General features: G+C 48.8%; 21 protein-coding genes and 2 pseudogenes. 7 read left to right on the forward strand and 16 right to left on the reverse strand.

The annotated features are described in order from the left end of the window. Positions 1–227: 227 nt before the first annotated feature. The 9 genes from CW734_RS14625 to CW734_RS14665 all read right to left on the reverse strand — a co-directional run bounded on the left by CW734_RS14625 (position 228) and on the right by CW734_RS14665 (position 9,640). The gene (locus tag CW734_RS14625; RefSeq protein WP_101191378.1) at positions 228–1,361 is read right to left on the reverse strand and encodes a bifunctional cystathionine gamma-lyase/homocysteine desulfhydrase; all 1,134 of its coding nucleotides are present in this window, start codon (positions 1,359–1,361) and stop codon (positions 228–230) included. Next, positions 1,358–2,293 (reverse strand): PLP-dependent cysteine synthase family protein, encoded by a 936-nt coding sequence (locus CW734_RS14630; protein ID WP_101191380.1) that lies wholly within the window; start codon positions 2,291–2,293, stop codon positions 1,358–1,360. Before CW734_RS14630 ends, CW734_RS14625 begins: the two co-directional genes overlap by 4 nt. Positions 2,294–2,304: 11 nt before the next feature. Further along, positions 2,305–2,778 carry an S-ribosylhomocysteine lyase gene (locus CW734_RS14635; protein WP_058382886.1) on the reverse strand — a complete coding sequence of 158 codons (474 nt, stop codon included), beginning with the start codon at positions 2,776–2,778 and terminating at the stop codon, positions 2,305–2,307. A gap of 13 nt (positions 2,779–2,791) precedes the next feature. Further along, positions 2,792–3,427 carry a class I SAM-dependent methyltransferase gene (locus tag CW734_RS14640; RefSeq protein ID WP_101191383.1) on the reverse strand — a complete coding sequence of 212 codons (636 nt, stop codon included), beginning with the start codon at positions 3,425–3,427 and terminating at the stop codon, positions 2,792–2,794. A gap of 161 nt (positions 3,428–3,588) precedes the next feature. Then, positions 3,589–4,233 carry a YczE/YyaS/YitT family protein gene (locus CW734_RS14645; protein ID WP_101191385.1) on the reverse strand — a complete coding sequence of 215 codons (645 nt, stop codon included), beginning with the start codon at positions 4,231–4,233 and terminating at the stop codon, positions 3,589–3,591. Between the two features lie 55 nt (positions 4,234–4,288). Beyond that, entirely contained in the window at positions 4,289–4,777 is a 489-nt protein-coding gene (gene ybaK / locus CW734_RS14650; RefSeq protein WP_101191387.1) for a Cys-tRNA(Pro) deacylase, read from the reverse strand. 14 nt (positions 4,778–4,791) lie between these two features. Then, on the reverse strand, positions 4,792–6,951 hold the full coding sequence (locus tag CW734_RS14655; protein WP_101191389.1) for a DNA topoisomerase III: 2,160 nt from the start codon (positions 6,949–6,951) through the stop codon (positions 4,792–4,794). A gap of 143 nt (positions 6,952–7,094) precedes the next feature. Beyond that, positions 7,095–7,664: an NADPH-dependent FMN reductase gene (locus CW734_RS14660; protein ID WP_101191391.1), complete on the reverse strand. Its 570-nt coding sequence runs from the start codon at positions 7,662–7,664 to the stop codon at positions 7,095–7,097. Between the two features lie 152 nt (positions 7,665–7,816). Beyond that, on the reverse strand, positions 7,817–9,640 hold the full coding sequence (locus CW734_RS14665; protein WP_101191393.1) for a cation:proton antiporter: 1,824 nt from the start codon (positions 9,638–9,640) through the stop codon (positions 7,817–7,819). A 159-nt stretch (positions 9,641–9,799) separates the two neighbouring features. Here CW734_RS14665 and CW734_RS14670 point away from each other — a divergent pair, with 159 nt between their 5' ends. Both CW734_RS14670 and CW734_RS14675 read left to right on the forward strand, forming a co-directional pair. Next, a complete protein-coding gene (locus CW734_RS14670) occupies positions 9,800–9,982 on the forward strand; it encodes an SE1832 family protein (protein ID WP_101192202.1) in 183 nt (60 codons plus the stop codon). Between the two features lie 37 nt (positions 9,983–10,019). After that, positions 10,020–11,579 (forward strand): annotated as a pseudogene (locus tag CW734_RS14675) (ABC-F family ATP-binding cassette domain-containing protein). Between the two features lie 714 nt (positions 11,580–12,293). Here the strand turns inward: CW734_RS14675 and CW734_RS14680 are convergent. From CW734_RS14680 to CW734_RS14690, 3 genes are all read right to left on the reverse strand, one after another. Beyond that, on the reverse strand, positions 12,294–13,742 hold the full coding sequence (locus tag CW734_RS14680) for a phospholipase D family protein (RefSeq protein WP_232787078.1): 1,449 nt from the start codon (positions 13,740–13,742) through the stop codon (positions 12,294–12,296). Positions 13,743–13,852: 110 nt separating this feature from the next. Next, positions 13,853–14,389: an RNA polymerase sigma factor gene (locus tag CW734_RS14685; RefSeq protein ID WP_068870191.1), complete on the reverse strand. Its 537-nt coding sequence runs from the start codon at positions 14,387–14,389 to the stop codon at positions 13,853–13,855. A gap of 137 nt (positions 14,390–14,526) precedes the next feature. After that, positions 14,527–15,801 (reverse strand): hemolysin family protein, encoded by a 1,275-nt coding sequence (locus CW734_RS14690; protein WP_101191395.1) that lies wholly within the window; start codon positions 15,799–15,801, stop codon positions 14,527–14,529. Positions 15,802–15,951: 150 nt separating this feature from the next. Here CW734_RS14690 and CW734_RS14695 point away from each other — a divergent pair. From CW734_RS14695 to CW734_RS14710, 4 genes and pseudogenes are all read left to right on the forward strand, one after another. Next, positions 15,952–17,326 (forward strand): annotated as a pseudogene (locus CW734_RS14695) (dipeptidase). Positions 17,327–17,401: 75 nt separating this feature from the next. Then, positions 17,402–17,971, forward strand: coding sequence for a glycerol-3-phosphate acyltransferase (locus CW734_RS14700; RefSeq protein WP_101191397.1), 570 nt, complete (start codon positions 17,402–17,404; stop codon positions 17,969–17,971). A gap of 109 nt (positions 17,972–18,080) precedes the next feature. Next, positions 18,081–18,944 carry a DegV family protein gene (locus CW734_RS14705; protein ID WP_101191399.1) on the forward strand — a complete coding sequence of 288 codons (864 nt, stop codon included), beginning with the start codon at positions 18,081–18,083 and terminating at the stop codon, positions 18,942–18,944. Positions 18,945–19,043: 99 nt separating this feature from the next. Next, positions 19,044–20,063, forward strand: coding sequence for a DUF2804 domain-containing protein (locus tag CW734_RS14710; RefSeq protein WP_101191401.1), 1,020 nt, complete (start codon positions 19,044–19,046; stop codon positions 20,061–20,063). Positions 20,064–20,123: 60 nt separating this feature from the next. Here the strand turns inward: CW734_RS14710 and CW734_RS18385 are convergent, their stop codons facing one another. From CW734_RS18385 to kynA, 3 genes are read right to left on the reverse strand one after another with little or no spacing between them, the layout of a single operon-like run. Beyond that, complete coding sequence (locus CW734_RS18385; protein ID WP_157824171.1) at positions 20,124–20,288, reverse strand: hypothetical protein; 165 nt, start codon at positions 20,286–20,288, stop codon at positions 20,124–20,126. After that, complete coding sequence (locus CW734_RS14715) at positions 20,285–20,995, reverse strand: glycerophosphodiester phosphodiesterase (RefSeq protein ID WP_101191403.1); 711 nt, start codon at positions 20,993–20,995, stop codon at positions 20,285–20,287. Before CW734_RS14715 ends, CW734_RS18385 begins: the two co-directional genes overlap by 4 nt. A gap of 15 nt (positions 20,996–21,010) precedes the next feature. Further along, complete coding sequence (gene kynA / locus CW734_RS14720; protein ID WP_101191405.1) at positions 21,011–21,865, reverse strand: tryptophan 2,3-dioxygenase; 855 nt, start codon at positions 21,863–21,865, stop codon at positions 21,011–21,013. Between the two features lie 146 nt (positions 21,866–22,011). Here kynA and CW734_RS14725 point away from each other — a divergent pair, with 146 nt between their 5' ends. Continuing rightward, positions 22,012–22,530: a YusW family protein gene (locus CW734_RS14725; protein ID WP_101191407.1), complete on the forward strand. Its 519-nt coding sequence runs from the start codon at positions 22,012–22,014 to the stop codon at positions 22,528–22,530. 46 nt (positions 22,531–22,576) lie between these two features. On the opposite strand, the gene CW734_RS14730 is transcribed toward CW734_RS14725, so the two are convergent. Beyond that, positions 22,577–23,467, reverse strand: coding sequence for a GNAT family N-acetyltransferase (locus tag CW734_RS14730; protein ID WP_232787079.1), 891 nt, complete (start codon positions 23,465–23,467; stop codon positions 22,577–22,579). Positions 23,468–23,482 lie beyond the last annotated feature (15 nt).

Genomic DNA, 23,482 nt, shown 5'->3' on the forward strand with positions numbered 1-23,482 from the left:
AATATCAGAATATTTTTTCTTTCTAAAGATTACCACTTCTTTCGGTCTTGCTGAATAGGGTAAACTATTTATTTCGTTACCCGAAATAAAGGATATTGGTTATACCTACATTGCGCATTCACTAGGTAAATTATATTAATATTCTGATTTGGCAGTCTTTTAGTTTTATTAAAATCTATAGAATTCCATTAAAAAAAGCGGGCATCTGCCCGCTTTCTTTTAAAAATCTATGCTAATGCTTGCTGCAAGTCTTCTATTAAATCTTCCACATCTTCAATTCCAACCGAAATACGCACCAAGCCTTCTGTGATGCCGAGTTCTGCACGGCGGTCTTCAGGAATCGAGGCATGCGTCATCTGCGCCGGAACGGAGATCAGACTTTCCACCGCACCCAGGCTTTCCGCTAAGGTGAAGTATTTCAGTTTGGCCAACAAGTCATCCGCTTTTTCTTTGCTGCCGACGTCAAAGGAAATCATTCCGCCGAAGCCGCGTGCTTGTTTTTCCATCAAGGCTTTGCCTGAATGGTTATCGAGCCCAGGATAAATGACCGCTTCAACCGCTTCATGTCCATCAAGGAACTCTGCGATTTTCTGCGCATTGCCATTGGTCTCTTCCATGCGGATGCCGAGCGTTTTCAGTCCGCGCATCAACAGCCACGAATCTTGCGGCCCAAGAATTGCGCCAACGGAATTTTGGACGAAATGCAATTCTTCTGCCAGTTGTGCCGTATTGACAACGACAAGCCCCGCGACGACATCGCTATGGCCGCCGATGTATTTCGTTGCGCTATGCAAGACGATATCCGCCCCAAGCGAGATTGGGTTTTGGAAATAAGGCGTCATGAATGTATTGTCGACAATCGTCAACAGCCCGCTCCCTTTGGCGAACGTCGCGACTGCTCCGATATCCGTCACTTTCAACAACGGATTGGTCGGTGTTTCAATAAAGATCGCTTTCGTATTTTCCTGTACGGCAGCTTTCACTTGCTCCAAATCACCCGTATCGACGAATGTAAATTCGAGCCCGAAGCGGTTCAGCACTTTGTTCATCACGCGATACGTTCCGCCGTACACATCATCCGTCAAGATGACGTGGTCGCCTGCTGAAAACAGCATCATAACAGAAGAAATAGCCGCCATTCCCGAGCCGAACGCAAAACCGGCGTGGCCGTATTCGACATCTGCAATGAGTTCTTCAAGTGCATGGCGCGTTGGGTTGCCGGTGCGTGAATATTCATAGCCCTTGAACTTCCCGACTGCTTCTTGTTTATAGGTACTCACTTGGTAGATCGGTGTGGATACGGCGCCTGTCGCTTCGTCTCCGAAGATGCCGCCATGGATCAATCTTGTTTTCGGTTTCATTGTTGTTCCTCCTTAAAAAGAGCCCCGTAAATGTCCTGACTCAAGTAACGCTCGCTCGAATCGGCAAAGACTGTCGCGATGGAGCTGCCAAATGGGGCATTTTCTGCTTCTTTTAGCGCTGCTACAAACGCTGCACCCGATGAACTGCCGACGAGCAACCCTTCGCTTTGGGCAAGTTCAGCTACTGCGGCGAACGCGGCTTTATCAGTAATGGTGTGGATGGTACCGAAATACTCCGTATCCATAAACGGCGGAAGCAATTCCATGCCGATGCCCTCAGTTTTGTGCGGGCCGGACTCGCCGCCATTTAAAATCGATCCTTCCGGTTCCACGATCACCGTTTTGATTTTCGGATTTTGTGCTTTCAGAAAACGCGACGTGCCCATAAACGTACCGCCGGATCCTGCACCAGCGACAAAGATGTCGATCTTGCCGTCCATCTGCTCCCAAAGTTCAGGGCCAAGCGTCTGGACGTAGGTGTCCGGATTGGCGGCGTTTGCGAATTGCGCCGGCATGAACGCGCCTTCTTGCTCAGCTATTTCAGTCGCTTTTTTGATGGCGCCTTTTATGCCATCGGCGGTCGGCGTATTGATCACTTCAGCACCTAATGCGCGCATGAGCGTTTGTTTTTCCATGCTGAACTTTTGCGGGACAACCAGCTTCAGGCGGTAGCCTTTGCCGATTGCCGCAATCGCAAGTCCGATGCCCGTGTTGCCGGCAGTCGGCTCGACAATCGTGCCGCCCGCTTTGAGCTCTCCGCGTTTCTCCGCATCAGCAATCAACGCTACACCGAGTCGGTCTTTGACGCTGCCACCCGGGTTGAAAAATTCCAACTTGGCGAATATCCGGCAGCCGTTCGGAATCGTGCTATGTGTCAACTCCAGGACCGGCGTACGGCCGATCAATTGCTGAATCTCTGTTGCGTATTCCATGCTGATTCCCCTTATGCAGTTTCTTCTTTGAATACTTGGCGCCACTCGTCTTTTTTCGCCAGCATTTCTTTAGCTAGTTCATGTGCGCCTTCTAAGCTATGGCTTGCCGCCCAACCGCATTGCACTTCGTTGCATGCTGGTACCTCGTCTGCCGCAATGACATCCGTCAAAGTCGCTTCGAGAATGCGTAAAATGTCTTCGTAGTCATCGTGGTTGATAACTGACAAGTAAAAGCCCGTTTGGCAGCCCATTGGCCCGATGTCGATGATTTGGTCCGAATGGTTGCGGCTATGCTCCGCCATCATGTGCTCAAGTGAGTGAAGCCCCGGCATATCCATATGTTCTTTGTTCGGCTGCTTGAAACGGATATCGTATTTTTTGATGGTATCTCCGTTTGATCCTGTTTTTTCACCAGCTAGGCGGACATAAGGTGCCGCTACTTTTGTATGGTCTAGGTTAAAGCTTTCTACATTCATTTTTTTCATTGGAATCTCCCTCTCATCGTTTAGTCGCATCGATCAAAAATACATAGTCATTTAAGCGTGTAAATATAACGTCAAATCCATGTTCCTGAAAAATCATTTCCAATACAGGCACAGTTGTATAATGTTCGCGCTTCAAGTCTTCGACAAGATTCGCATGGCCTTCCCCTTCTTCGTAAACGATGCGCCCGAGTTTGGCCTCAGCTGATTCGAATACGGTATCGGCGAAAACGATTTTCCCGCCCGAAGGCAATAGCTCGGCATATTGCTGAATTGCCTGGGCTTTTTCTTCATCCGTCAGATGATGGAAGGCATAACTGCTGACGAAGCTGTTCGGCTTCTGAGGCAAATCAAATGCCAAAAAGTCGCCATCCATTATATCGAGCTCAGGAAATTTTTGTGCGGCTACGTTTCGCATGGCGCCATTCGGCTCGATGCCAGTTACGGTGTGCCCTTCTTGGAGCAGTGCTGAAGTCAAATTGCCCGTGCCGACGCCAAATTCCACGACTGGCTCCTTAGCTTTCTTCGCGACCGCCGATAGAATCTCCTGGTAATTTTCGAAAACTGCTTTATATTCCGGGTCATGCCCACTTACCGAGTCATCATATGTGTGCACCCATTCATCAAATATCTCAACAAATTCTCTTCCCATATCGGCACTCTCGCTCTCTTGGATGTTATTTTAAACTAAACCAATAATGTTACTTGGTTTTATTTATAACATATGCTATTGTCTAGTTCAACTGCCAGGTTTTTCTGGGTTCATTAGAACCGCATATAAAAAAGACCTAGCATACGCTAGGCCTTTCAACTTTATATTTTCAACACCGGTGGAACGTCTTTTTGATGCTTTAAAATGAGCCATTTCAATAAAGATTCACATTGCACGAGTGATTTCTGTACAATCCTGCCGATCAATAGTGCACTCACCACGGTACCGATTCCCACAGGTCCTCCGAGCATCCAACCCAGAAGCGCAACAATCACTTCAATCGCTGTCCGGATGGTGCTGACGCTGAACCCTGTTTTCTGAACCAAGATCAGCATCAAGTCATCTCGTGGGCCAGCTCCCATCTTGGGTGAGACGTACATGCCGACACCATAGCCCATCACAAAAATCCCCGCTATAAAAATCAGGATTTGCCCGATTAGCGAATGGATATCCGGGAGAAGGAAATTGAATAAATCGATAAACAAACCGATCAGCAGCATATTTAGCCAAGTCCCGAACTGGGGCCATCTTCGGCGCACGAGAGACGTAGTGCTGATCAGTGTAAATCCCGCAATGATCGACCACGTGCCGATTGTCAGGCCGAAATTCTCGTACAAGCCGACATGCAAAACATCCCACGGCCCGATGCCGAGACGATAGCCTTTGATGGTCATGGAGATTCCGAGGCCCAGCAACATCATGCCGAACAGGAAAAACAGCCACCGGTAATACATAGACACTTTCATTCTTTATCCTTCTTTCTTCTGAATCCTATACGCCGGAGCAGCGAACAGGAAACACTTACGGCTTCACCGTCAATTCCGCAAACTCACCTCGTGTTGCTTTCAGCAAATCTTCCGGTGCCAGTTTCAACTGTGCCCCGACTTTTCCGGCAGAAACGATAATTTCATTCAACTGGGAGGCTTGTTCGGCGACGAATGTCCTGAACGGCTTTTTCATGCCGAACGGGGAACAGCCTCCGCGCACGTAACCCGTGAGCGGTAAAATCTCTTTGACCGGCACCATCTCGATTTTCTTTTCGCCGCAGGCTTTTGCGGCCAGTTTTAAATCCAGCTCTTCGGCGACCGGCACGAGAAATACGTAATGATCCTTGGAGGACCCCGCTGCCACGAGTGTCTTATAGACAGTCTCTACAGGTGCTCCGATTTTCGCCGCAACCGATACCCCATCGATTTTCCCGTCATCGGTGCTGTACTGAAGCGGCTCATAATCGATTTTTTCACGGTCCAATATGCGTGCGGCGTTGGTTTTTGCTGCTTTTTTCGCCACCTTGCCCCCTCCTGTCAGTCGTTTTGCTCGAGCAGTTTCTTCAAGGCATCCGCCATTGCCGTGTTTTGCGGCGGCTCGTCTTGTTTCTTCAAATACTTGTTAACATCTTTCTTGTTTGCTTTCGATTGTCCTGCTTTTTTGCGTTTTTCAAATGCTGATAATTTTTCACGGTGTCCGCATTTGCAGACGAACATTTTATTGTCGCCATCTCCGACCATGTCCATTCGTTTATGGCAATTCGGGCAGCGAGCATTCGTCTGCATCGAGACGTTTTTCTTGAAGCCGCATTCGCGGTCTTGGCATACGTGCATCTTGCCGCGTTTGCCATTCACTTCAAGAAGCGGCTTGCCGCAGTCCGGGCACATTTTGCCGGTGATGTTATCGTGTTTGAATTTCTTGTCGCTGGATTTGATCTCAGCTACCGACTTTTTCGAAAAGGCGACCATTTCTTCCATGAACTGCTCTTTCTTCAACTGGCCTTTGGCGATTTTCGTCAATTGCGTTTCCCAATCCGCCGTCAATTTCGGTGATTTCAAGTCTTCTGGGACGAGTTCCAATAGCTGGCGCCCTTTCGACGTAATCGTCAAGTCCTTGCCTTTTTTCTCGATCAGGAAGCTATTGAATAATTTGTCGATAATGTCGGCACGCGTGGCGACAGTTCCGAGGCCGCCGGTTTCACCGAGCGTCTGGATCAGCGCTTTCGATTCCCCCGCCATGAACTGGGCCGGGTTTTCCATCGCCCCAAGCAAAGTTCCTTCATTGAAGAATGCAGGCGGCTTGGTTTTGCCTTCGGTCAAGGTGATGCCTTTCAATTCCACGGCCTGTCCTTGTTCGAATGGCGGCAAAGTCGACTCGCCTTCCTCGTCGGCGTCGCTATAGACACGCTTCCAGCCATCGTTGCGGATCGTATTGCCTTTTGCCTGGAAGCTTTCACCTGAGACATCTAGCGTAACGGTCGTCCGGTCGTATTCATGCTGTGGCAGGAAGACGGCCAGGAAGCGGCGGACGATCATATCGTACAATTTGTATTCCTTGTCGCTGAGCTCGTGGAGCATCGGTGTTTCTTCAGTCGGGATGATGGCGTGGTGATCCGACACTTTTGCATCGTCGATGACGCCTTTTTGCGGAACGCCTGCACTTTTCAATGCCGTGTTCGCAAGCGAACGGTATTCCCCGACCTGTACCGCTTTGATATTCTCTTTTAACGTGTCTTTCATATCGCTCGTCAAATGCTTCGAGTCCGTACGCGGATACGTGACGATTTTATAGCGTTCATAAAGGTTCTGCAAAGTATTGAGCGTTTCTTTGGCGGACCAGCTATAGCGTTTATACGCTTCTTTTTGCAATTCGGTCAAATCGAATAGTGGCGGCGCCGGTTGTTTTTTTGGCGTGATTTTCACGTCCGTCACCGTGCCTTTATTCGCTGTATCGAGCTTGCCGAATAAACGGTCGATCCGCTCTTTATCGAAACTCTGCGTCGATTTCCCGTCCGTCCAGGTGAACGATGCATTGTCGCTGATTGCCTGAAGGCCGTAATAAGGTTTTGGCTGGAAGTTGCGGATGTCTTGTTCGCGCTGCGCAATCATCGCCAGTGTCGGCGTCTGCACGCGGCCTGTCGACAATTGGGCATTATGCTTCACGGTCAGTGCACGCGTCGCATTGATGCCCACCACCCAGTCGGCTTCCGCACGGGCGACCGCCGCCTGGAATAAGCTTTCATAAGCTTTGCCGTCCTTCAGGTTTTGGAAGCCGTCTTTGATCGCTTTATCGGTGACAGATGAAATCCATAGCCGCTTCACCGGCTTGTTGACTTTTGCTTGTTCCAAAATCCAGCGGGCGACCAGCTCCCCTTCACGCCCTGCATCGGTCGCGATGATGACTTCTTTCACATCGCTGCGGTTCAATTGCGCTTTGACTGCATTGTATTGCTTCATGGTCTGTTTGATCGGGACCAATTTGAACGGCTCCGGAAGAATCGGCAGGCTTTCCATCTTCCATTCTTTCAAGTCGTTATTGTATTGTTCCGGTTGTGCATGCGTCACCAAATGGCCAAGTGCCCACGTGACGATATATTGTTTGCCTTCTAAAAAGCCGTTTCCCTTTTGGGAGCATCCGAGCACTCGCGCAATATCGCGCGCAACGGATGGCTTTTCTGCAAGAACTACTGATTTCATAAGCTAAAACCCCTTTTCTACAGCGTCTAGTATAGCATCTTCTCCCCGCTCTTGTGGAGGAAGCGCATTTGATTGGCCTTATGTTTTAGTCCATCAATCCCTGTATTCTGGCCATAAAAAAAACCTCCCGAGGGAGGTTTTTTTTAATGGTCGTCAATATCGAGTGTTTCTTTTGATAAATGGGTGCTCATTTCTGCATATTGCACAAATACGCGAGCTAGTTCGCGCAGGCGGTCATGGACATCGTCATTGATGATGGCGTTCGTGTCATCGAAATGGCTTGTGTGCGTGTAGACGTAGTTCGGCGTCACGAGGCAGCGGAAATAATCAAGAATCGGTTTCAGCTGATTTTCGATGACCAAGTGATGCTGATACGTGCCGCCATTTGCGACGATCGACACCGGTTTGTAGCGCATCGTCCGTGGGTGCAGCATGTCGAATGCGTTTTTCAAGACACCTGGAATCGAGCCTTGGAAAATCGGCGAGGCAATGATATAGCCGTCCGCTTCTTCAAAACGCTGTACCATTTCACGCATGCTGTCGTTGTATTCCGCGTTCGGGCGGCCATCCACGAATTGATGCTCATATTCGCTCATATTCAAAATGCTCAATTCCATCTCTGGATTCTCTCGCTCGAGATAGACTTTGACCTGTTCCAATACAGCGCCGGTCTTGCGCCCCAGTATTGTTCCATCCACTAATAAAATCTTCATGATCCTGAATCCTCCTTGACTACGTGTAAGCGGGCAGCGGGTTCCACTGCCTTTTCCCATTGATTATCTGGTGCAGTGTATGCTGCAGCTATTGTTTATCATAGCAAAGACGCATTCCCCGTGCGTATCGATAGGGCTTATAATGAAAGATTTCATTCTTTAGTCTGAGAATCCTTTTTGATGCGTTTATTCTCCAAACGTTCTTGGATGCGGTCGGAATCGCGCTCTGGGCCTGTGAAGCTGACAATGGTATCGCCTTGCTTCGGCTCCAATACTTTATCGGAAGTGAAGAATTCGATGTTTCCTTGTGCCGTTTCGATGAATAACGGAATCGTATTGGCCGACCATCTCTTATTGAATTCTTCATAAGTAAAGCGCTCAGTCAATTTCGTGGAACGGATGGCGTAGCCTTGCTCTTCTTTCTCATCAAGCACGTGAATATTCCAATCTTCGGCGAAAAGAATCCGCCCGCTTAATGAGGAATGGAAATCAGCAGGATCCCCTTGGTGAAGCGCCGTCTGGAACAAATTGATGCGGCCCATTTCCGGAACGAAGTTATTGACGACAAGCGCGTTGAAGGAATCCGTCTCCGATGCCACAAGCATCTTCTCGTAAGGCGTGAATTCCACTTCATACTCAGTGTGCTCCGATAAAATATTCCCGACGTATGTTTTAATCCCATACTGACGCGCTTTTTGCAGGCGGCCCCAGGAATCATCGATGAGCAGCACATTTTTACCCATATCATAGAGGGCTTTCGCCAGCGCAATAGTGAACTTGCTGGCCCCAACGATAATGATCCCAGGCTCTTCTGAGGAAGCGAGCCCCAATTTGCGTCCGACCCAGGTAATGGAAAAGCCGTGCGCAACTACTGTGGAGAACACGAGCGCAAAGGTCAGCGCGGTCAAAAGTTCCGCGTCCTCGAACCCGGCATCCAATAAGACGCTGGCGAAATAGCCGGAGACGGTCAGTGCAACAATGCCTCGAGGTGCGATCCACCCGACCAAGGCTTTTTCCTGCCAGCTCAAGTCGGTGCCGATTGTCGACACCCAGATGGACAAGGGCCGGACGATAAATAGCATGACCAACACAAAGGAAATGATGGACCAATTGAAGATTTCAAACAGGACTTCCATGCTGAGTGAAGCTGTCAGCATCAAAAACACGCTGGATATCAATAGAATGGACATCGTCTCTTTGAAATGCCGCATATCGTTGATGGAGCTGATGTTCATATTGGCCATGACCATCCCCATTGCCGTTACCGCAAGCAAGCCGGTTTCGTGCATCACGATATCCGAGATAACAAACGTCAACAGCACTACGCCGAACACCATCGGCGATTTAAGGAATTCCGGAATTTGGCCACGTTCGAACATCCAGCCCATCCCGAGCCCTGCGCCGGCACCGATTACGGTAGCGAACAGCGAAGCCAGGAAGAACAGGCCGAATGCAGCCGCCGTGACATCCCCTTCTGCAAATAACACGAATTGGAATGCAAACAAAGCCAATAACGCACCGAATGGGTCGACGATGATGCCTTCCCATTTCAATAAAGCTGCAGGCCGGGCTTTCAGTTTAGCTTGGCGAAGCAGCGGCATGATGACGGTCGGCCCTGTCACGATAAACAGGCCGCCGATGACAAATGACACTGCCCACGAAAGGCCAGCGACATAATGGGAAGCCAAAGTGCCTCCCGCCCAGGCAAGTAAAGCGCCGAATGTAACGATCCGCCACACCGGCTTATTGAATCCGCGGATCTCCTTGAAATTCAAGTTCAAGCTGCCTTCAAACAAGATGATGGCAACCGCAAGCGACACAAGCGGCCGGAATAAATCCCCGAAACTTTCTTCCGGGGAAATCACGCCAAATATTGGGCCGATCAACAACCCGGCAATCGACATCAACACAATCGCTGGAAGGCGGAGACGCCAGGCGATCCATTGTGACAGAACGCCGAGGAAAATAATTAACATGATATCAAACAATAAACTGTCGATGGCATCTCACTTCCTTTTTTCATTTTTTGTTATTATAAAGGAGTTGTAGTGCGCAATGAAAGCGAGAAGCCAAGCGTATCCATTTAAATTTTCTCTATTTATGGTACAATACAGAGAAAAACTAGGGTGATTTTGTTGAACAAGCAGGAAATCGAATACGCCATTGCTGAATTAAAGGACGATTACATGCGCCAACAGGGTGATATTGAAAAACTCGAATCGACTGGCCACACTAAAATGATCGATAAAGCCGAAGCGCGGCTTGAAAAAATGGAACAACGTCTTGCGGAATTAAACAAAAAACTCGCGGAACTTTAACCGCGGTTTTTTTTATGGAAAGTGGAGGAACACATATATGAGTTTATTAACAGTAGAAAACCTGAGCCACACATTCGGTGACCGTACCTTATTCAACGACATTTCTTTTCGTTTAGTTGAAGGTGAACATGTCGGTCTCGTCGGGGCGAACGGCGTCGGAAAATCGACACTGATGAATATTTTGACAGGCAAGCAAATCCATGACGAAGGAAAAGTCGAATGGCAGCCGAAAACCCATTACGGGTATTTGGATCAGCACACGCAGCTGGCGCCAGGACGAACCATCCGCCAAACTTTGCAGGATGCCTTCTTGCCGCTTTATGAAAAAGAAAAAGAATTGAACGATATCGCCATGAAAATGGGCGAAGCCGATCCAGAACAGCTCGAAACTTTGCTTGAGCAGATGGCGGAAGTGCAGGACGCACTCGATGCTGGCGATTTCTATACTTTGGACGTCAAAGTGGAAGAAATCGCACGCGGGCTCGGACTCGATGCTATCGGGCTTGAACGCAGCGTCGAATCGCTTTCCGGCGGACAACGGACCAAGCTTTTATTAGCCAAACTATTGCTGGAAAAACCGAAAGTGCTATTGCTGGATGAGCCGACCAACTATCTGGATGAAGAACATATCCAGTGGCTCGTCAATTACTTGAAAAACTATCCGCATGCTTTCCTGCTCATCTCGCATGATACGGAATTCATGAGTTCAGTAACTGGGGTTATTTTCCACTTGGAATTCTCCCGCCTGAACCGCTACACCGCCTCTTACGAAAAGTTCATCGAGCTTGCGGAATTGGCGAAAAAGCAGCATCTCGAAGCTTATGAAAAACAAGAAGACATGATCAAGAAAACCGAGACCTTCATCGCAAAAACAAAGCGCGCTTCGACTACCGGACGCGCGAAATCACGCCAGAAGCAATTGGACCGCATGGACCGCATCGAAAACCGGAAATGGCGGCCAAACCGCAATTCGCCTTTAAGGAAACACGCAGCCCAAGCCGCTACGTTGTCGAAGCGGAAGCGCTCCGCATCGGCTACGACAAGCCCTTGTTGCCGCCTTTGTCGTTCATGATCGAACGTGGCGAAAAATCGCGCTCGTCGGCATGAACGGTGTCGGGAAATCGACTTTGCTCAAGACGATGCTCGGCAAGATCAAGCCGCTTGATGGGGACGTCATCCGCGGGGAATACTTGACGCCTAGTTATTTCGAACAGGAAGTCAAAGCACCGACGCATCGCCCGATTGACGAGATCTGGGATGCCTATCCTTCAATGGACCAGGGCCAAGTGCGCGGCGCCCTGCCCGCACCGGATTGAAGAGCGAACACATCGGCCGCCCGATGAACCAATTGAGCGGCGGCGAGCAAGCGAAAGTGCGCTTGTGCAAATTGATGCTTGAAGAAAGCAATTGGCTGATCTTTGATGAACCGACGAACCACTTGGACATCGATGCGAAAGCCGAACTGAAGCGCGCGATGCAAGCCTATAAAGGCACAATCGTCCTCGTCAGCCACGAACCGGATTTCTACGATGGCCTTGCCACGAAAGTATGGAACGTCGAGGAATGGATCGAAGCCGGCAAGCAAATAGAAGAGTAAACCAAAAACCCGCTGCACACATGAAATCTTGTGTACAGCGGGTTTTTTCATTGAATATAAACAGCTTACGAGAAAACTCTGCGCGAATGAGTAGTAAAAAAAAGAGATCGAGAGTTTGATTGTGGAATCGTTCTCACATTCTATTTTTGCTTCATCTCACTATTCGCCGCCTTGCTTTGGGTTGGCCTTTAGCCGTAAGCCAAGAAGAACGCTTGTCTTACTGCGTCGGCTCACCCTTGTCGCTGGGCGGCTGTAAGATTTCATTGAGTTTCTTGTGTTTAATCAGATCTGCTTCTGTAACTAGTTGCCGGCTAGGGGGGAATCGCTTCCTAATGATGCAGCATATGACACGTTGGTGCTTGAACCGAATATCTTGTTGGAAGATGAGGATTGAAAATCGCATTCTCTTTGATCCAAGTGATACGAGCTACAAAACATGAAGCGTTTCCTCATTTTCTATCGAGTGGACAGAAGAAGTTTTCTTTTCCTCTAAAACTAGAGACGAAGTGGAAGGGGCCGACGCCTGGGGGACCGAGCGGGCTGGCGAGACAAATGTGTCATGCACTTTGGCACATTGGCTCAACACCCGCCCCCCGGCAAGCGTGCCCCTGTAACGCAGTCGAATAGCGCAAGCTATTTATACTAACTATGTTTCTCATATTTTTTACTTACTTACTTACTTACTTACTTACTTACTTACTTACTTACTTACATTCAATAAGTCGTCAGCTTGAAGAGTTTTTGGAAGTTATAGATGCCGCGCTGCCAGAAGGTGAAGTCGTCTTGATATTCTTCTACATCCAGCGTATAAAGAGCATCTTCATTGTCCCAAAGCCGGTCGAAATAAGTGTTGAGATCCCCGACCAGTTCGCTGTCGGTCGGCGCTTTGATCAGGATATCCGCTTCCAGGTTATAATCCCTTAAGGCCCTTTCTGTCAGATTGGCTGCTCCGCTGACAATGACCGTTTCTTCCTGTTTCTTGATCATTGTCGCTTTTGTATGGAATTGCCCGATCACAGCGTTGTACCAGCGCACTTGCATTTCATCATCGGTTGCGGCGCGCATTTCGTGGACCGCGGGGCGGTTAGGCAACCCGGTCTTTTCGTTTCCGAATGCGTTCGCATTGGGGTCCAGCACGAGCCGGACATCCACTCCCCGGTTGGTAGCCTCGACCAAGCTGTCCATAATATCGCTTTCGGACAAATAAAACATGGCCATGCGGATGCTGTCGCCCGGCTCGGTATCATTGATATGCTCCAGCAAAGCTTTTTGCACTTGGCGTTCGGTGACGTATTGAACACCGTACTCTCCCTGCTGTTCAGGCGCCTGTGCCCGCGGGAAATCGGGGCCTCCAGACATGTGGGATACCGCTTCTTCAGCTTCGAGCATATCGTCTAGTACAGGCCCGCTCACCCGAAAAGCCATATTGCCGTGGAAGCCACTTACGTTATGCGGATTGGCGGAGCTGACAATCGCCTCTTTTTCAGAAATGATGGTTTTGCGATGATTCGCCTTAACATTCATCAACTTCATATAGGACGAGAGTGTCATATCGGGAGCATCGCTCGACATCCCATTTTTTATCCAGCCTTTTCCGTCGTTATCGAACCACTGGAAAATCACCCGGTACAGCCCTGAATATAAAGGCATCGAATCGCGCAATTTGTCGAGGTCTGTCAGGATGACTTCTATCCCTTCCGCTTCAAGTGCAGAAAGAAGGAGGCTGTCGTACGACCCATAACCCGTGTTCAACGGGTCCGAAATAAAATAAATTTGAAAATCCGGATTTTCCTGCTTTTTTGCTATCAAGTGATCGGCCAAACGTTCCGCAATGGCAGGAAACTCTTCGTCCTGGTCATTGAAATTATCGAATAAGAAAAAATCGAGGACTAAAAATTCGTCCGCCCGATTGATCAAACCGTTAATTTCATCAAAAATCCTCATTTCATGTTGCAAGCCCTTGCCGTTTTTATCCTGCGCAAAACTGAGGTCATAAATCATCTCCACTTGCTCGGCACTGTGCAGCTCGCCTGCGAATGACACGCCTTCCGGCAAGGGTTTAAACGTATGCCAAATGATGACAATTATGTACAGCGCAGCAAGTATCCCTATGATTCCCATGATAATACGCCGACGCTTGCTGTAATTCTTGATTTTTCTCATGTCTCTCCCGCTCCTTTGCTTCATTATAAGCGGAAGAGTCATAGAAAAATATCAGTTATTATTTTCCATATCAAAACCCCAGCCACTATTCGGCTGGGGTTCGGAGTATACTAGGCAATTACGACGTATTCGCGTGTTCTTACGTCTTCCATGAGCATGTCTTTCAAGCGCTGTTTGCCTCGGTGCAGGCGGGATTTCACCGTACCGATCGATACTTTCATCGTCTCTGCGATTTCAACGAGTGAATATTGATGGACGTAAAAGTAAACGATCGTCGTCCGGTAAATCGCATCCAGTTCCGAAATCTTGTGGCGGATCATGACAGAGACATCTTGTTTTTCCAATAATTCAGCTGTCCCAGTCTCATCAGTTGGGATCAAATCCAGAAGAGAGACGTCGAGTCCTTCCGGCTGGTTGGCGATGTGTTTGCTGCGGCGCACGTTTTTGCGGTAGCGGTCACGGAATGTATTCATGCAAATGGTCGTCAACCAAGCTTTGGCGTGGTCGACTTCGGCGATTGATGATTCATAGCGTACTACTTTCAGCCATACTTCCTGCATCAAGTCTTCAGCTTCAGCTTTGTTGCGGGTAAGTTTTAGGCATAAATGATAGATATAGCGGTTATATTCGGCATATAGCTCTTCCATCGATGTTACCTCCGTCCGGTGATCTTATGCCCTTATTGTGCCTGAGTTTAGGCTTACGCTCTATCGTTCCCTCTTTCAGTCTCCTTACAATGTTGTAAGAAATAAAAAAGCCGCCCCACATTCGGGACGACTTTTGCTTATTGTCTTTTGGCTGCGTTTTCGCTGATCGTTTCCCGTTCTTCAGGTTCAGCGAGTTTTGTGATCGTCAGCCGCTCGATGCGGTTTCTGTCCATTTCATTGACGACTACGTGCAAGTTTTCGTAAGTGAATTCTTCGCCGACTTCCGGCACATGGCCAAGCTGCTGCATGACAAAGCCAGCAATCGTGTCATGGTCTTCCGGCACTTCGACTCCGAACATTTCATTGACATCTTCAATTTCCAGGCGGCCATGGCATGACAATTGGCTGTCGTTGATTTCAAAGACCAGTTCATCGTCTTCGGCGTCCGTCTCGTCTTCAATATCCTGCCCGATCATTTCCTCGATAATGTCCTCGTGTGTCACGATCCCGAGCGTTCCACCGTATTCGTCCAGGATGACGGCCATATGCTTTTTCTTCGCCATCATCAATTTGAATACTTTTTCGACGCTCACCGATTGCACGACGAATAATGGATTGTCATCCATCAATTCCGCTAAGGTCAAGTTCGGGTTCATCGACCATTCGATGAGTTTTTTGGAATAGAACAACCCAACGACATTGTCCATGCTTTCTTCATAGACAGGGTAACGCGTATATGAAGAATCCAAAATCAAGTCGCGGACTTCTTCGTAGGTCATCTCTATGGAAATGCCGACCGTGTCCGTGCGGTGTGTCGACATGACATCCGACACGTCTTTATGTGGAAAGTCGAGCACCCCTTTGATACGTTCCGATTCGTCGGCTTCAAAGGTTCCTTCTGTCGACGCAATATCGACCATCGTGCGCAGCTCTTCTTTGGTCATCGTCGCTTCTTTGACGCTGCCTTTGGAGATGATGCGGATGAAGATATTCGTAAACTGCGCAAGCAGCCACGTCAAGGGTTTAAAGATTAGGACCAAAAAGGAGATGATTGGCGCGACGATATAAGCGATTTTATCCGCAAACGTCGCTGCAATGGTCTTTGGCAGCACTTCCCCGAAAATGATCAGTACAACCGTCAAGATGGCTGTCGCCAATCCGACCTCCCATCCTTCCGTGATGGCAATGGTCGTGACAAGTGTAGGCAGCATGATATTGGAAATATTATTACCGATCAAAATAGTCGTAATCATTCGGTCCGGCTTCGCGATTAATTTTTCGAGCTTCTGGGCTTTGACATCCCCTTGCTCCGCGCGAAGATGGACCTTCATCCTATTAACTGCCGTGAGTGCCGTTTCGCTTCCCGACAGGAAAAACGACATGATCAGAAATAATGCCAATGCTATAAACAAATTTACTTCCTCCAGTAACGTACATATCAAATTTTTTCGATCTGTTTCCGTATTATCCATAATACCACAGCAATTTTCCTCTTGTCGAAAAGGACAACTTAGCTATGCTATAATTTCCACATACTAAAAATACTGGAAAGTAGGGATTTCATGAACGCCACTCAAATCGATAAATACTTCAAAGATCACCGCCAGGCACATCTCGAAGAATTGAAAAGTTTTTGCGCATTCCATCGGTCAGCTCCTTTCCGAACATAAAGCCGATATGCAAAAAGGCGCCGACTGGCTTATCAAATCATTGACGAAAGCCGGGCTTGAAAATGCAAGCATCGATGAAACCGACGGCCATCCGGTGGTCTACGCCGACTGGCTCCATGCAGAGGGCAAACCGACGATTCTTGTATACGGCCATTACGATGTCCAACCGGTCGACCCGCTTCATTTGTGGGAAACACCGCCATTCGATCCGCATGTACGCGACAATAAATTGTATGCACGCGGCGCAAGCGACGATAAGGGCCAAGTATTTATGCATGTAAAAGCGGTCGAAGCACTTCTTCATTTAAACGGCGAACTTCCCGTCAATATCAAGTTCATCCTCGAAGGCGAAGAAGAGATCGGCAGCCCGAGCTTGCCGAAATACGTCGAAGACAATAAAGAAAAACTCGCTGCTGACATCATCGTCATTTCCGACACCGGCATGCAAGGTCCAGGGCGCCCAGCTGTCTGTTACGGGCTGCGCGGGCTTGCGGGTATACAGATCGACGTCAAAGGCCCTAAAGGCGATTTGCATTCCGGCCTTTACGGTGGCGCTGTCCAAAACCCATTGCACGCCATTGTGGAAATTCTCGAATCGTTCCGCGACAAAGAAGGCGTCATTCAAGTCGAAGGCTTCTACGACGATGTCCGTCCCGTCTCGGACGAGGAACGCGCGGAATTCGCCGCACTTGATTTCGATTTGGAGAACGAAAAGCAGGCAATCGGCATCTCAGAAGATTTCGGTGAGAAAGGCTACTCATTCGTCGAGCGGACGTGGATCCGCCCAACACTCGAAGTCAACGGCATCACTGGCGGATTTTCCGGCGAAGGCATCAAGACCGTGTTGCCGGCTGAAGCCAGCTCGAAAATCACTTGCCGCCTCGTCCCTGACCAGGACCCAGACGACATCATTGCTAAGTTGAAAGCGCATGTTGAAGCGCACAAGCCGGCAGGCGTCACGGTCGACATCACCGAATTCGATAAAGGCAAGCCATTCCTCACGCCATATGACCATCCAGCGATCCAGGCAGCGGGCCGCTCGTATGAAAAGGTCTATCAAGTGCCGACCGCCTTCACGCGCATGGGCGGTTCGATTCCGATCGTCGCTGCGTTCGATGAAATTCTTGGTTTCCCTGTCGTCTTGATGGGCTTCGGCCTTGCGTCAGAAAATTTCCATGCCCCAAATGAACATTTCCATTTGGAGAACTTTGATAAAGGGCTCCGTGTCATCAGCGATTACTTGTTTGAAGCATCAACGCTTGCTTAAGAAAACCTATGGCCTTCCCGAACCGGGGAGGCCATTCATTTTCTTGCCGCAATGTTTATTGGTTGGAGGGATACGATGGTTATTTTGTATTGGATAGGTAGTTATTTGCTTGGCACTGTTTTGACTGCACTATGGATAGGGAAATGGAAAGGTGTAGACCTGACTTCTTCAGGCAGCGGAAATCCCGGCGCCCGCAATGCCTTAGCTGTACTCGGGCGCAGAGCCTCCCTGTTGGTGTTTCTCGGCGATTTCCTGAAAGGTTCAATCGTCGTGTGGGCAGGGCTTTGGCTCGAATTCTCTTTATTGTCCGTTGCTATTGCGGGATTGCTTTCAGTCATCGGGCACATCTATCCGTTATGGCGCAAAGGGCGCGGCGGCAAAGGGATCTCAACTTTTGCCGGTGTCGCATTTTGGCTGACGCCCGATTTATTTTTGGCGATGATTGTCTTGTCATTCGCTTTCTATCCATGGTTGAAAAGCGCTACTTTATCGATGCTCGCAGGCTTCAGCGCCTTTTTTGCAGTCGCTTTCGCGTTTCAGGTGCAGTCAGTTGTCTGGCCGTTGTTTCTGGCCATTATTATTATTGTAATTCGCCACAAGGCCGATATTAAAGTTTCGATCGAAAAGCGCTTTCCTTCTAAATGAAGCCTATCCTCCCTGCTTTTGGAGATTTTTATTCAAGAAAGCTAGGACCATATTATTATCCGTGTTATAGTTTTATTATTCAAAACACTCAATAGATAGGGGTTTTACGATGAAAAAACCAATTGCATGGATCATGGATACGACCGGATATGTCACAGAACAATTCAAATCGCACCCCGATGTCTATATTGTCCCGCTGAATATTCATTTCGGCTCGGAAGAATTTATTGACGATGGCATCGACCTCTCGAACGACGAGCTCTATGCACGCATGAAAAGCTCGAAAGACTTCCCGAAAACCTCCCAGCCTTCTGCAGGAAAGTTTGCGGAACTTTATGAAAAGCTGAAAGAGGAATACGAATGTGCCATCGCTGTCCATGCTTCGGCTAAGTTGAGCGGCACGATCGCTTCTTCCATGACCGGTGCTGAAATGACGGATTTCAAAGTGTACACCGTCGATTCACTCGCCTTGTCATACGGGCTATCCGGGCTTCTCGAGCGCGGGTTGGCGCTTCAGGATCAAGGCCTTTCCGCGGAAGAGATCACCCAGCGCCTTGAACAAGAAACGACAGATTTTCGCAATTTCATCCTGATCGGCAATTTGAGCCAATTGTATAAAGGCGGCCGGATGAGCGGCGCCCAGTATTATATCGGCAGTGTCTTGAAGATCAAGCCGATCGTTCAAATTACCGAGAAAGGCGAGCTTGAACCGATTGACAAAGTACGCTCCCATAAAAAAGCGCTATCGTATTTGCTCGAGCGCGCCAAAGCGGACCACGACCAATACGGCATCAAGTATTTCCAAATCATGCATGGCCATATCCCTGAACAAGCCGAAGAATTGAAAACGGAACTTTTGAAATTCGCGCCTGAAGCGGAAGTACTAATCGGCAACTTGAGTTCATCGCTGGCCGTTCATGCCGGAGAAGGCACCTTAGCCTTCATGTGGAGACGGCCGCCTGCCCACGTATAAGAAAACGCTAGTCTTTGGGCCCATCTTGCAGTATTTTTCCGGGAAAATCCGGAAATTTCTGATACAATAAGGGCATATGAAGACAGTGAGGTGGATTCGATGCAACATGTGGAACGGGAACTTACAGAACACGTTAAATTATGTGATGCCAAAGGCCAATTGAATCCTAACGCCATCGGCTACGCCAAGAAGCCGCTCGTCGAATGTAATTTGAAAGGCAATTTCATGCGCAAGAAAAAATGGAATTATTGGTGTGTATTCGGTGATGAAATCGTTTTTTCCGCCACCATCTGCCATTTGGATTATGCCGCTGTCTGCTTTGTCTATTTCCTTAACTATGAAACGCAACGCTTTTTCGAAAAAACGGTCATGGTGCCGTATTCCAGGAATTTGCGCTTATCCGACAGTGTGTTGGACAGCTCGCTTTTCCACAATTCGGAGATATCCGTCCATTCCATCTATGAGGATGGCAAAACCCGCTTGGCAGTAACCATCCCCGATTTCGACGGGGAGAAATTACATGCCTCACTGACAATCGCCCATCCGGCTGAAATGGAGTCGCTGAACGTGGTCATCCCGTGGAATCGCCAAACATTCCAATTCACCTCAAAACATCATGCGCTGCCGACAAACGGAACGGTCCAAATCGGGCCAAAGCGTTATGATTTTGACGAAATGGACAGCTTTTCCGTTTTGGATTACGGGCGGGGCGTATGGCCGCGCACTGCCGTCTGGAATTGGGGCATGGCCTCCCAACGCTCACTCGGGAAAGTGATCGGCTTGAATTTCGGCGGCAAATGGACAGACGGCACGGGCATGACGGAAAACGCCTTTTTCGTCAATGGCCGTATGACCAAAATCAGCGAAGATGTCATTTTTCGTTATGATGCCGAAGATTTCAAGAAACCATGGCTGATCCACACAAAATTGACTGATGATGTCAAATTGACGTTCAGCCCTTTTTACGAGCGCGTGTCAAAATCGGATGCGCGTCTTGTAAAATCGGAAATTCATCAATTGTTCGGCTATTATAATGGCTATGTTCGCTACGCAGACGGCAAGAAATTGAAAATCCACCAATTGCTCGGATCTGTAGAAGAACATTACGCAAAGTGGTAAGTAAATCCCAAACGAAAAACCGCCTTATGGATGTCAAATCGACACCCATAAGGCGGTTTTCTATTTGCGTTCGGCTATTTTCTCCGTAATGCTGCTATACCAGGGCTTGCCGATATAAAAAACAGGCAGCAGGAACAATCCTGCGACGAGCGGCCAGCCGGCAGCGCCGGCAAATCCCAAAATCAGTGCTGCAACCATCCAGATGCTCAATGCAGCTAGTTTCATTTCAATTCCTCTAGCATTTTTTCCGGATAATCCGTGAAGATGCCCGAGACACCGATCTGCTGTAATTGCTCAGCGTAGTCCAGCCGGTTGACTGTATAGACATAGACCACACAGCCTTTTTCGACCAATTCGGCACCGTGGCGAAGCGCATATGGCAGCGACAAATGAAGCCGTTTCGTTCCGACTGTCTGTGCATAAGCGGCCATATCCACTAAAATATTGGAAGCCAAAATCGCCCCTGGCACGTGATGGCGATCTACTGCCAATTTTACGTCCGAATGATTGAATGAAGAAATGATAAGCCGATTTTCGATGCCTTGTTGTGCTGCAAGTCTTGCCACTTTTTCCACGGCACCTGGATAAGGAAAAATATCCGTTTTAAGCTCCACATTCAAAACATGCCGAGTGTCTTTAAATAGCTCGAAAACCTCTGACAATGTCGGAATTGCAGTTCCACCCCATTCGCCTGCTTTCCAGCTTCCGGCGTCCAGTTTCTTCAGTTCGGCAAGCGCCATGTCTTTCACATAGCCTTTGCCATTGGTGGTGCGGTTCACTTTTTCATCATGGATGACGACGAGTTCACCGTCTTTCGACAAATGGACGTCCAGTTCCACGCCATGAACCGGCAATGCAGCAGCTTCCGCAAAAGCAGGCAGCGTATTTTCCGGATGCGTGCCCGAACTTCCACGATGCGCAAAAATTTCCATAAGCCAGCCTCCTTTTTAGACGTCTGTCCGGATTTGCCAAAGTTCCGGGAAGAAATATTGATCCAATACTTTTTTCAAATAATTGACGCCTGACGACCCGCCCGTCCCTGGCTTGAAGCCAATGATCCGTTCAACCGTTTTCATGTGGCGGAAACGCCATTGTTGAAGCCAATCTTCAATATCGACTAATTTCTCTGCCAATTGATACAGCTCCCAATGCTCGTCGACATTGTGGTAAATTTCCTTCCACGCTTCCCGGACGCTGTCATTCGGCTCGTATACCTTATTGACATCGCGCGATAGCACGCTTTCATCAATCTTGAATCCGCTGCGCGCCAATTTTTGGATAGCGGCATCGTATAAGCCCGGCGCGTGGAACGCTTGTGTTAATTGTTCATGCAAGGCCGGGTCTTTTTCGTAAATACTCAAGACATGCTTCGTTTTGTAGCCGAGCGCAAATTCGATCATGCGGTACTGGTAGGACTGAAAGCCGCTCGCATTGCCGAGGTCATCCCGGAACTCCAGGTATTCGGCAGGCGTCAAGGTCGACAGCACATCCCAGCCTTGGATGATCTGCGATTGGATGCGCGATACGCGTGCCAATTGCTTGAATGCCGGCTGCAGATCATCCGCATCGATATGGCGGATGGCCGCCGACAATTCATGCAAGATCAGCTTCATCCACAGTTCCGATACTTGGTGGATGATGATGAAAAGCGATTCATCGTGGTGTCCGCTGACACCGTCCTGTGCAGACAACAGCTTGTCGAGATGCAAATAATCACCGTAAGTCATGCTTTCCTTGAAATCCGTACGGATATTTTGTTCGTTTGCAGCGGCGATGTTCTGCCCGTTTTTGTATTTGTCCATTTCAATGACTCCATTCAAGCTCAGCTTGTGCTCGACTCTGCTAGTGGTTTCTATCGTACGATACTTTTTTACATTTTTCATTGCTTACTTCCCATAATTTCGGGAATAGAACAGTAAACAGTAAAATTGAAAGGGAGTTTTATGTTATGACAAAAAACAAAAAATTGATTTTCCCTGCCCTTATCATGTCTTCCGCACTTGCCCTGGCAGCTTGCGGCGATGACGAGGAAGTCACGCAGCCCGTCACAGACGAGGCCGCTGAAGAAACGGCAGCGCCGGAAGCAGAATCGACTGAAGATGCTTCTCCAAGCGGCGGAACTGAAGCAACTGCGGATGGTGAAACATACGGATTCACTGATTTGTCCGTTGATGTCGATATGCCCGATCAGGATGACGCCCTAGACCTTAGCTACGAAGAAGAGCGCGGCCAGGTAGAAGCCGAATATGAGAACACAGTCGACGGTGTTGACCTGACAGGCGATGAAGCTTTCAATGAACTGGAACAAGGCTTGTCCCAGTTAAACTTAACGCCTGACACACCGGATGATGAAGTCATCAGCCAAGTCGTCGAAGCTTTCGGTATCGACCCTGGCTTCAAGAAAATCGAAATTGAAGTAGACTATGCAGACGGCTCCGATATAAACTACGAACAAACAAATCAATAAGCGCTAGAACATAACTGTCCGGCTGAATCATCCGCCGGGCAGTTTTTTACTGCAGCGGGCGCTGCCAGTATGAAATTGTATAGAGTTTTGAAAAGCCTGCCTTTTCATAGACCGGCCAGGCCCTGTTTTCGATTTCGACTTCAATCAATACGCGCTCTAATTTCTTCTCGTGCGCTATATGCCTTGCCCAGTGCAAAAAGATTTGCCCGTAGCCTGAACGCTGTGTATCCGGGGAAACCGCAAGCGCCGTCAGCCACAAGGCCCGATCTTCCATGCTCATTGTAGCTGTAGCTATAAGTTTTCCATTTTGGCGCATCACATAGATCTGGCGTTCCGGATCGGCCAGGTTATGCTCAAGGACCGGGAGAACCGATTCATCAAAAGCCGCATGCAAAAGAGCAGCCAATTCATCCAAATGCTTTTCTTCATACGGAATAATCTCCACTCCCTCACTGAGTTCGTAAGCAGGAAGAGGCGCAGCTTCAAACTGCAATTCCTGAAAAGACCGGTTATAACCGAGGCCCATCAACCAAGCATCCGATGCTTCGTTTTCAGTAAAAGCCGCGAGTTCACTTTCCGCTCCGCGCTGTTCGAGGGAATGCCGCACGCCGTCAGCCAAAGCTGTTGCCAGCCCAAGGCGGCGGTAATCCGGTGTGACAAATGCTGACCATTCGTAATGGTTCACGCCGACCAAATCCGCCGCTGCCGCACAGGCTACCAGTTCCCCACTATCGGTGTAAGCGAGCACCGCAAATCCTTTCGCAAACGGCTTTTGCCATAATTCATTTTGCAGCAAGGTCCGGCATTCTTCCGGCTCGCCGTCAATCAGCTGCTCCATTTCCCCGGCAGTCTCCGCATCCAGCGGAAACGACGCAATCGACAGGGACAATTCCATTTCCATCCCGCCTTCCTTTTTCTTCTTATCATAACTGCCCAAAGCGCTTGCCGCCAC

Origin of the sequence: Planococcus sp. MB-3u-03, from assembly GCF_002833405.1 — a bacterium.
Lineage (GTDB): Bacteria > Bacillota > Bacilli > Bacillales_A > Planococcaceae > Planococcus.

Bases quoted from the DNA above. Each gene is read 5' to 3' on its own strand.
- CW734_RS14665 (WP_101191393.1), bottom strand. From the start codon at position 9,640: ATGTTAATTATTTTCCTCGGCGTTCTGTCACAATGGATCGCCTGGCGT.
- CW734_RS14625 (WP_101191378.1), bottom strand. From the start codon at position 1,361: ATGAAACCGAAAACAAGATTGATCCATGGCGGCATCTTCGGAGACGAA.
- CW734_RS14715 (WP_101191403.1), bottom strand. From the start codon at position 20,995: ATGGAAATTTTTGCGCATCGTGGAAGTTCGGGCACGCATCCGGAAAAT.
- CW734_RS14640 (WP_101191383.1), bottom strand. From the start codon at position 3,427: ATGGGAAGAGAATTTGTTGAGATATTTGATGAATGGGTGCACACATAT.
- CW734_RS14685 (WP_068870191.1), bottom strand. From the start codon at position 14,389: ATGGAAGAGCTATATGCCGAATATAACCGCTATATCTATCATTTATGC.
- CW734_RS14645 (WP_101191385.1), bottom strand. From the start codon at position 4,233: ATGAAAGTGTCTATGTATTACCGGTGGCTGTTTTTCCTGTTCGGCATG.
- CW734_RS14725 (WP_101191407.1), top strand. From the start codon at position 22,012: ATGACAAAAAACAAAAAATTGATTTTCCCTGCCCTTATCATGTCTTCC.
- CW734_RS14710 (WP_101191401.1), top strand. From the start codon at position 19,044: ATGCAACATGTGGAACGGGAACTTACAGAACACGTTAAATTATGTGAT.
- kynA (WP_101191405.1), bottom strand. From the start codon at position 21,865: ATGGACAAATACAAAAACGGGCAGAACATCGCCGCTGCAAACGAACAA.
- CW734_RS14680 (WP_232787078.1), bottom strand. From the start codon at position 13,742: ATGAGAAAAATCAAGAATTACAGCAAGCGTCGGCGTATTATCATGGGA.
- CW734_RS14700 (WP_101191397.1), top strand. From the start codon at position 17,402: ATGGTTATTTTGTATTGGATAGGTAGTTATTTGCTTGGCACTGTTTTG.
- CW734_RS14705 (WP_101191399.1), top strand. From the start codon at position 18,081: ATGAAAAAACCAATTGCATGGATCATGGATACGACCGGATATGTCACA.
- CW734_RS14635 (WP_058382886.1), bottom strand. From the start codon at position 2,778: ATGAAAAAAATGAATGTAGAAAGCTTTAACCTAGACCATACAAAAGTA.
- CW734_RS14655 (WP_101191389.1), bottom strand. From the start codon at position 6,951: ATGAAATCAGTAGTTCTTGCAGAAAAGCCATCCGTTGCGCGCGATATT.
- CW734_RS14660 (WP_101191391.1), bottom strand. From the start codon at position 7,664: ATGAAGATTTTATTAGTGGATGGAACAATACTGGGGCGCAAGACCGGC.
- CW734_RS18385 (WP_157824171.1), bottom strand. From the start codon at position 20,288: ATGAAACTAGCTGCATTGAGCATCTGGATGGTTGCAGCACTGATTTTG.
- CW734_RS14630 (WP_101191380.1), bottom strand. From the start codon at position 2,293: ATGGAATACGCAACAGAGATTCAGCAATTGATCGGCCGTACGCCGGTC.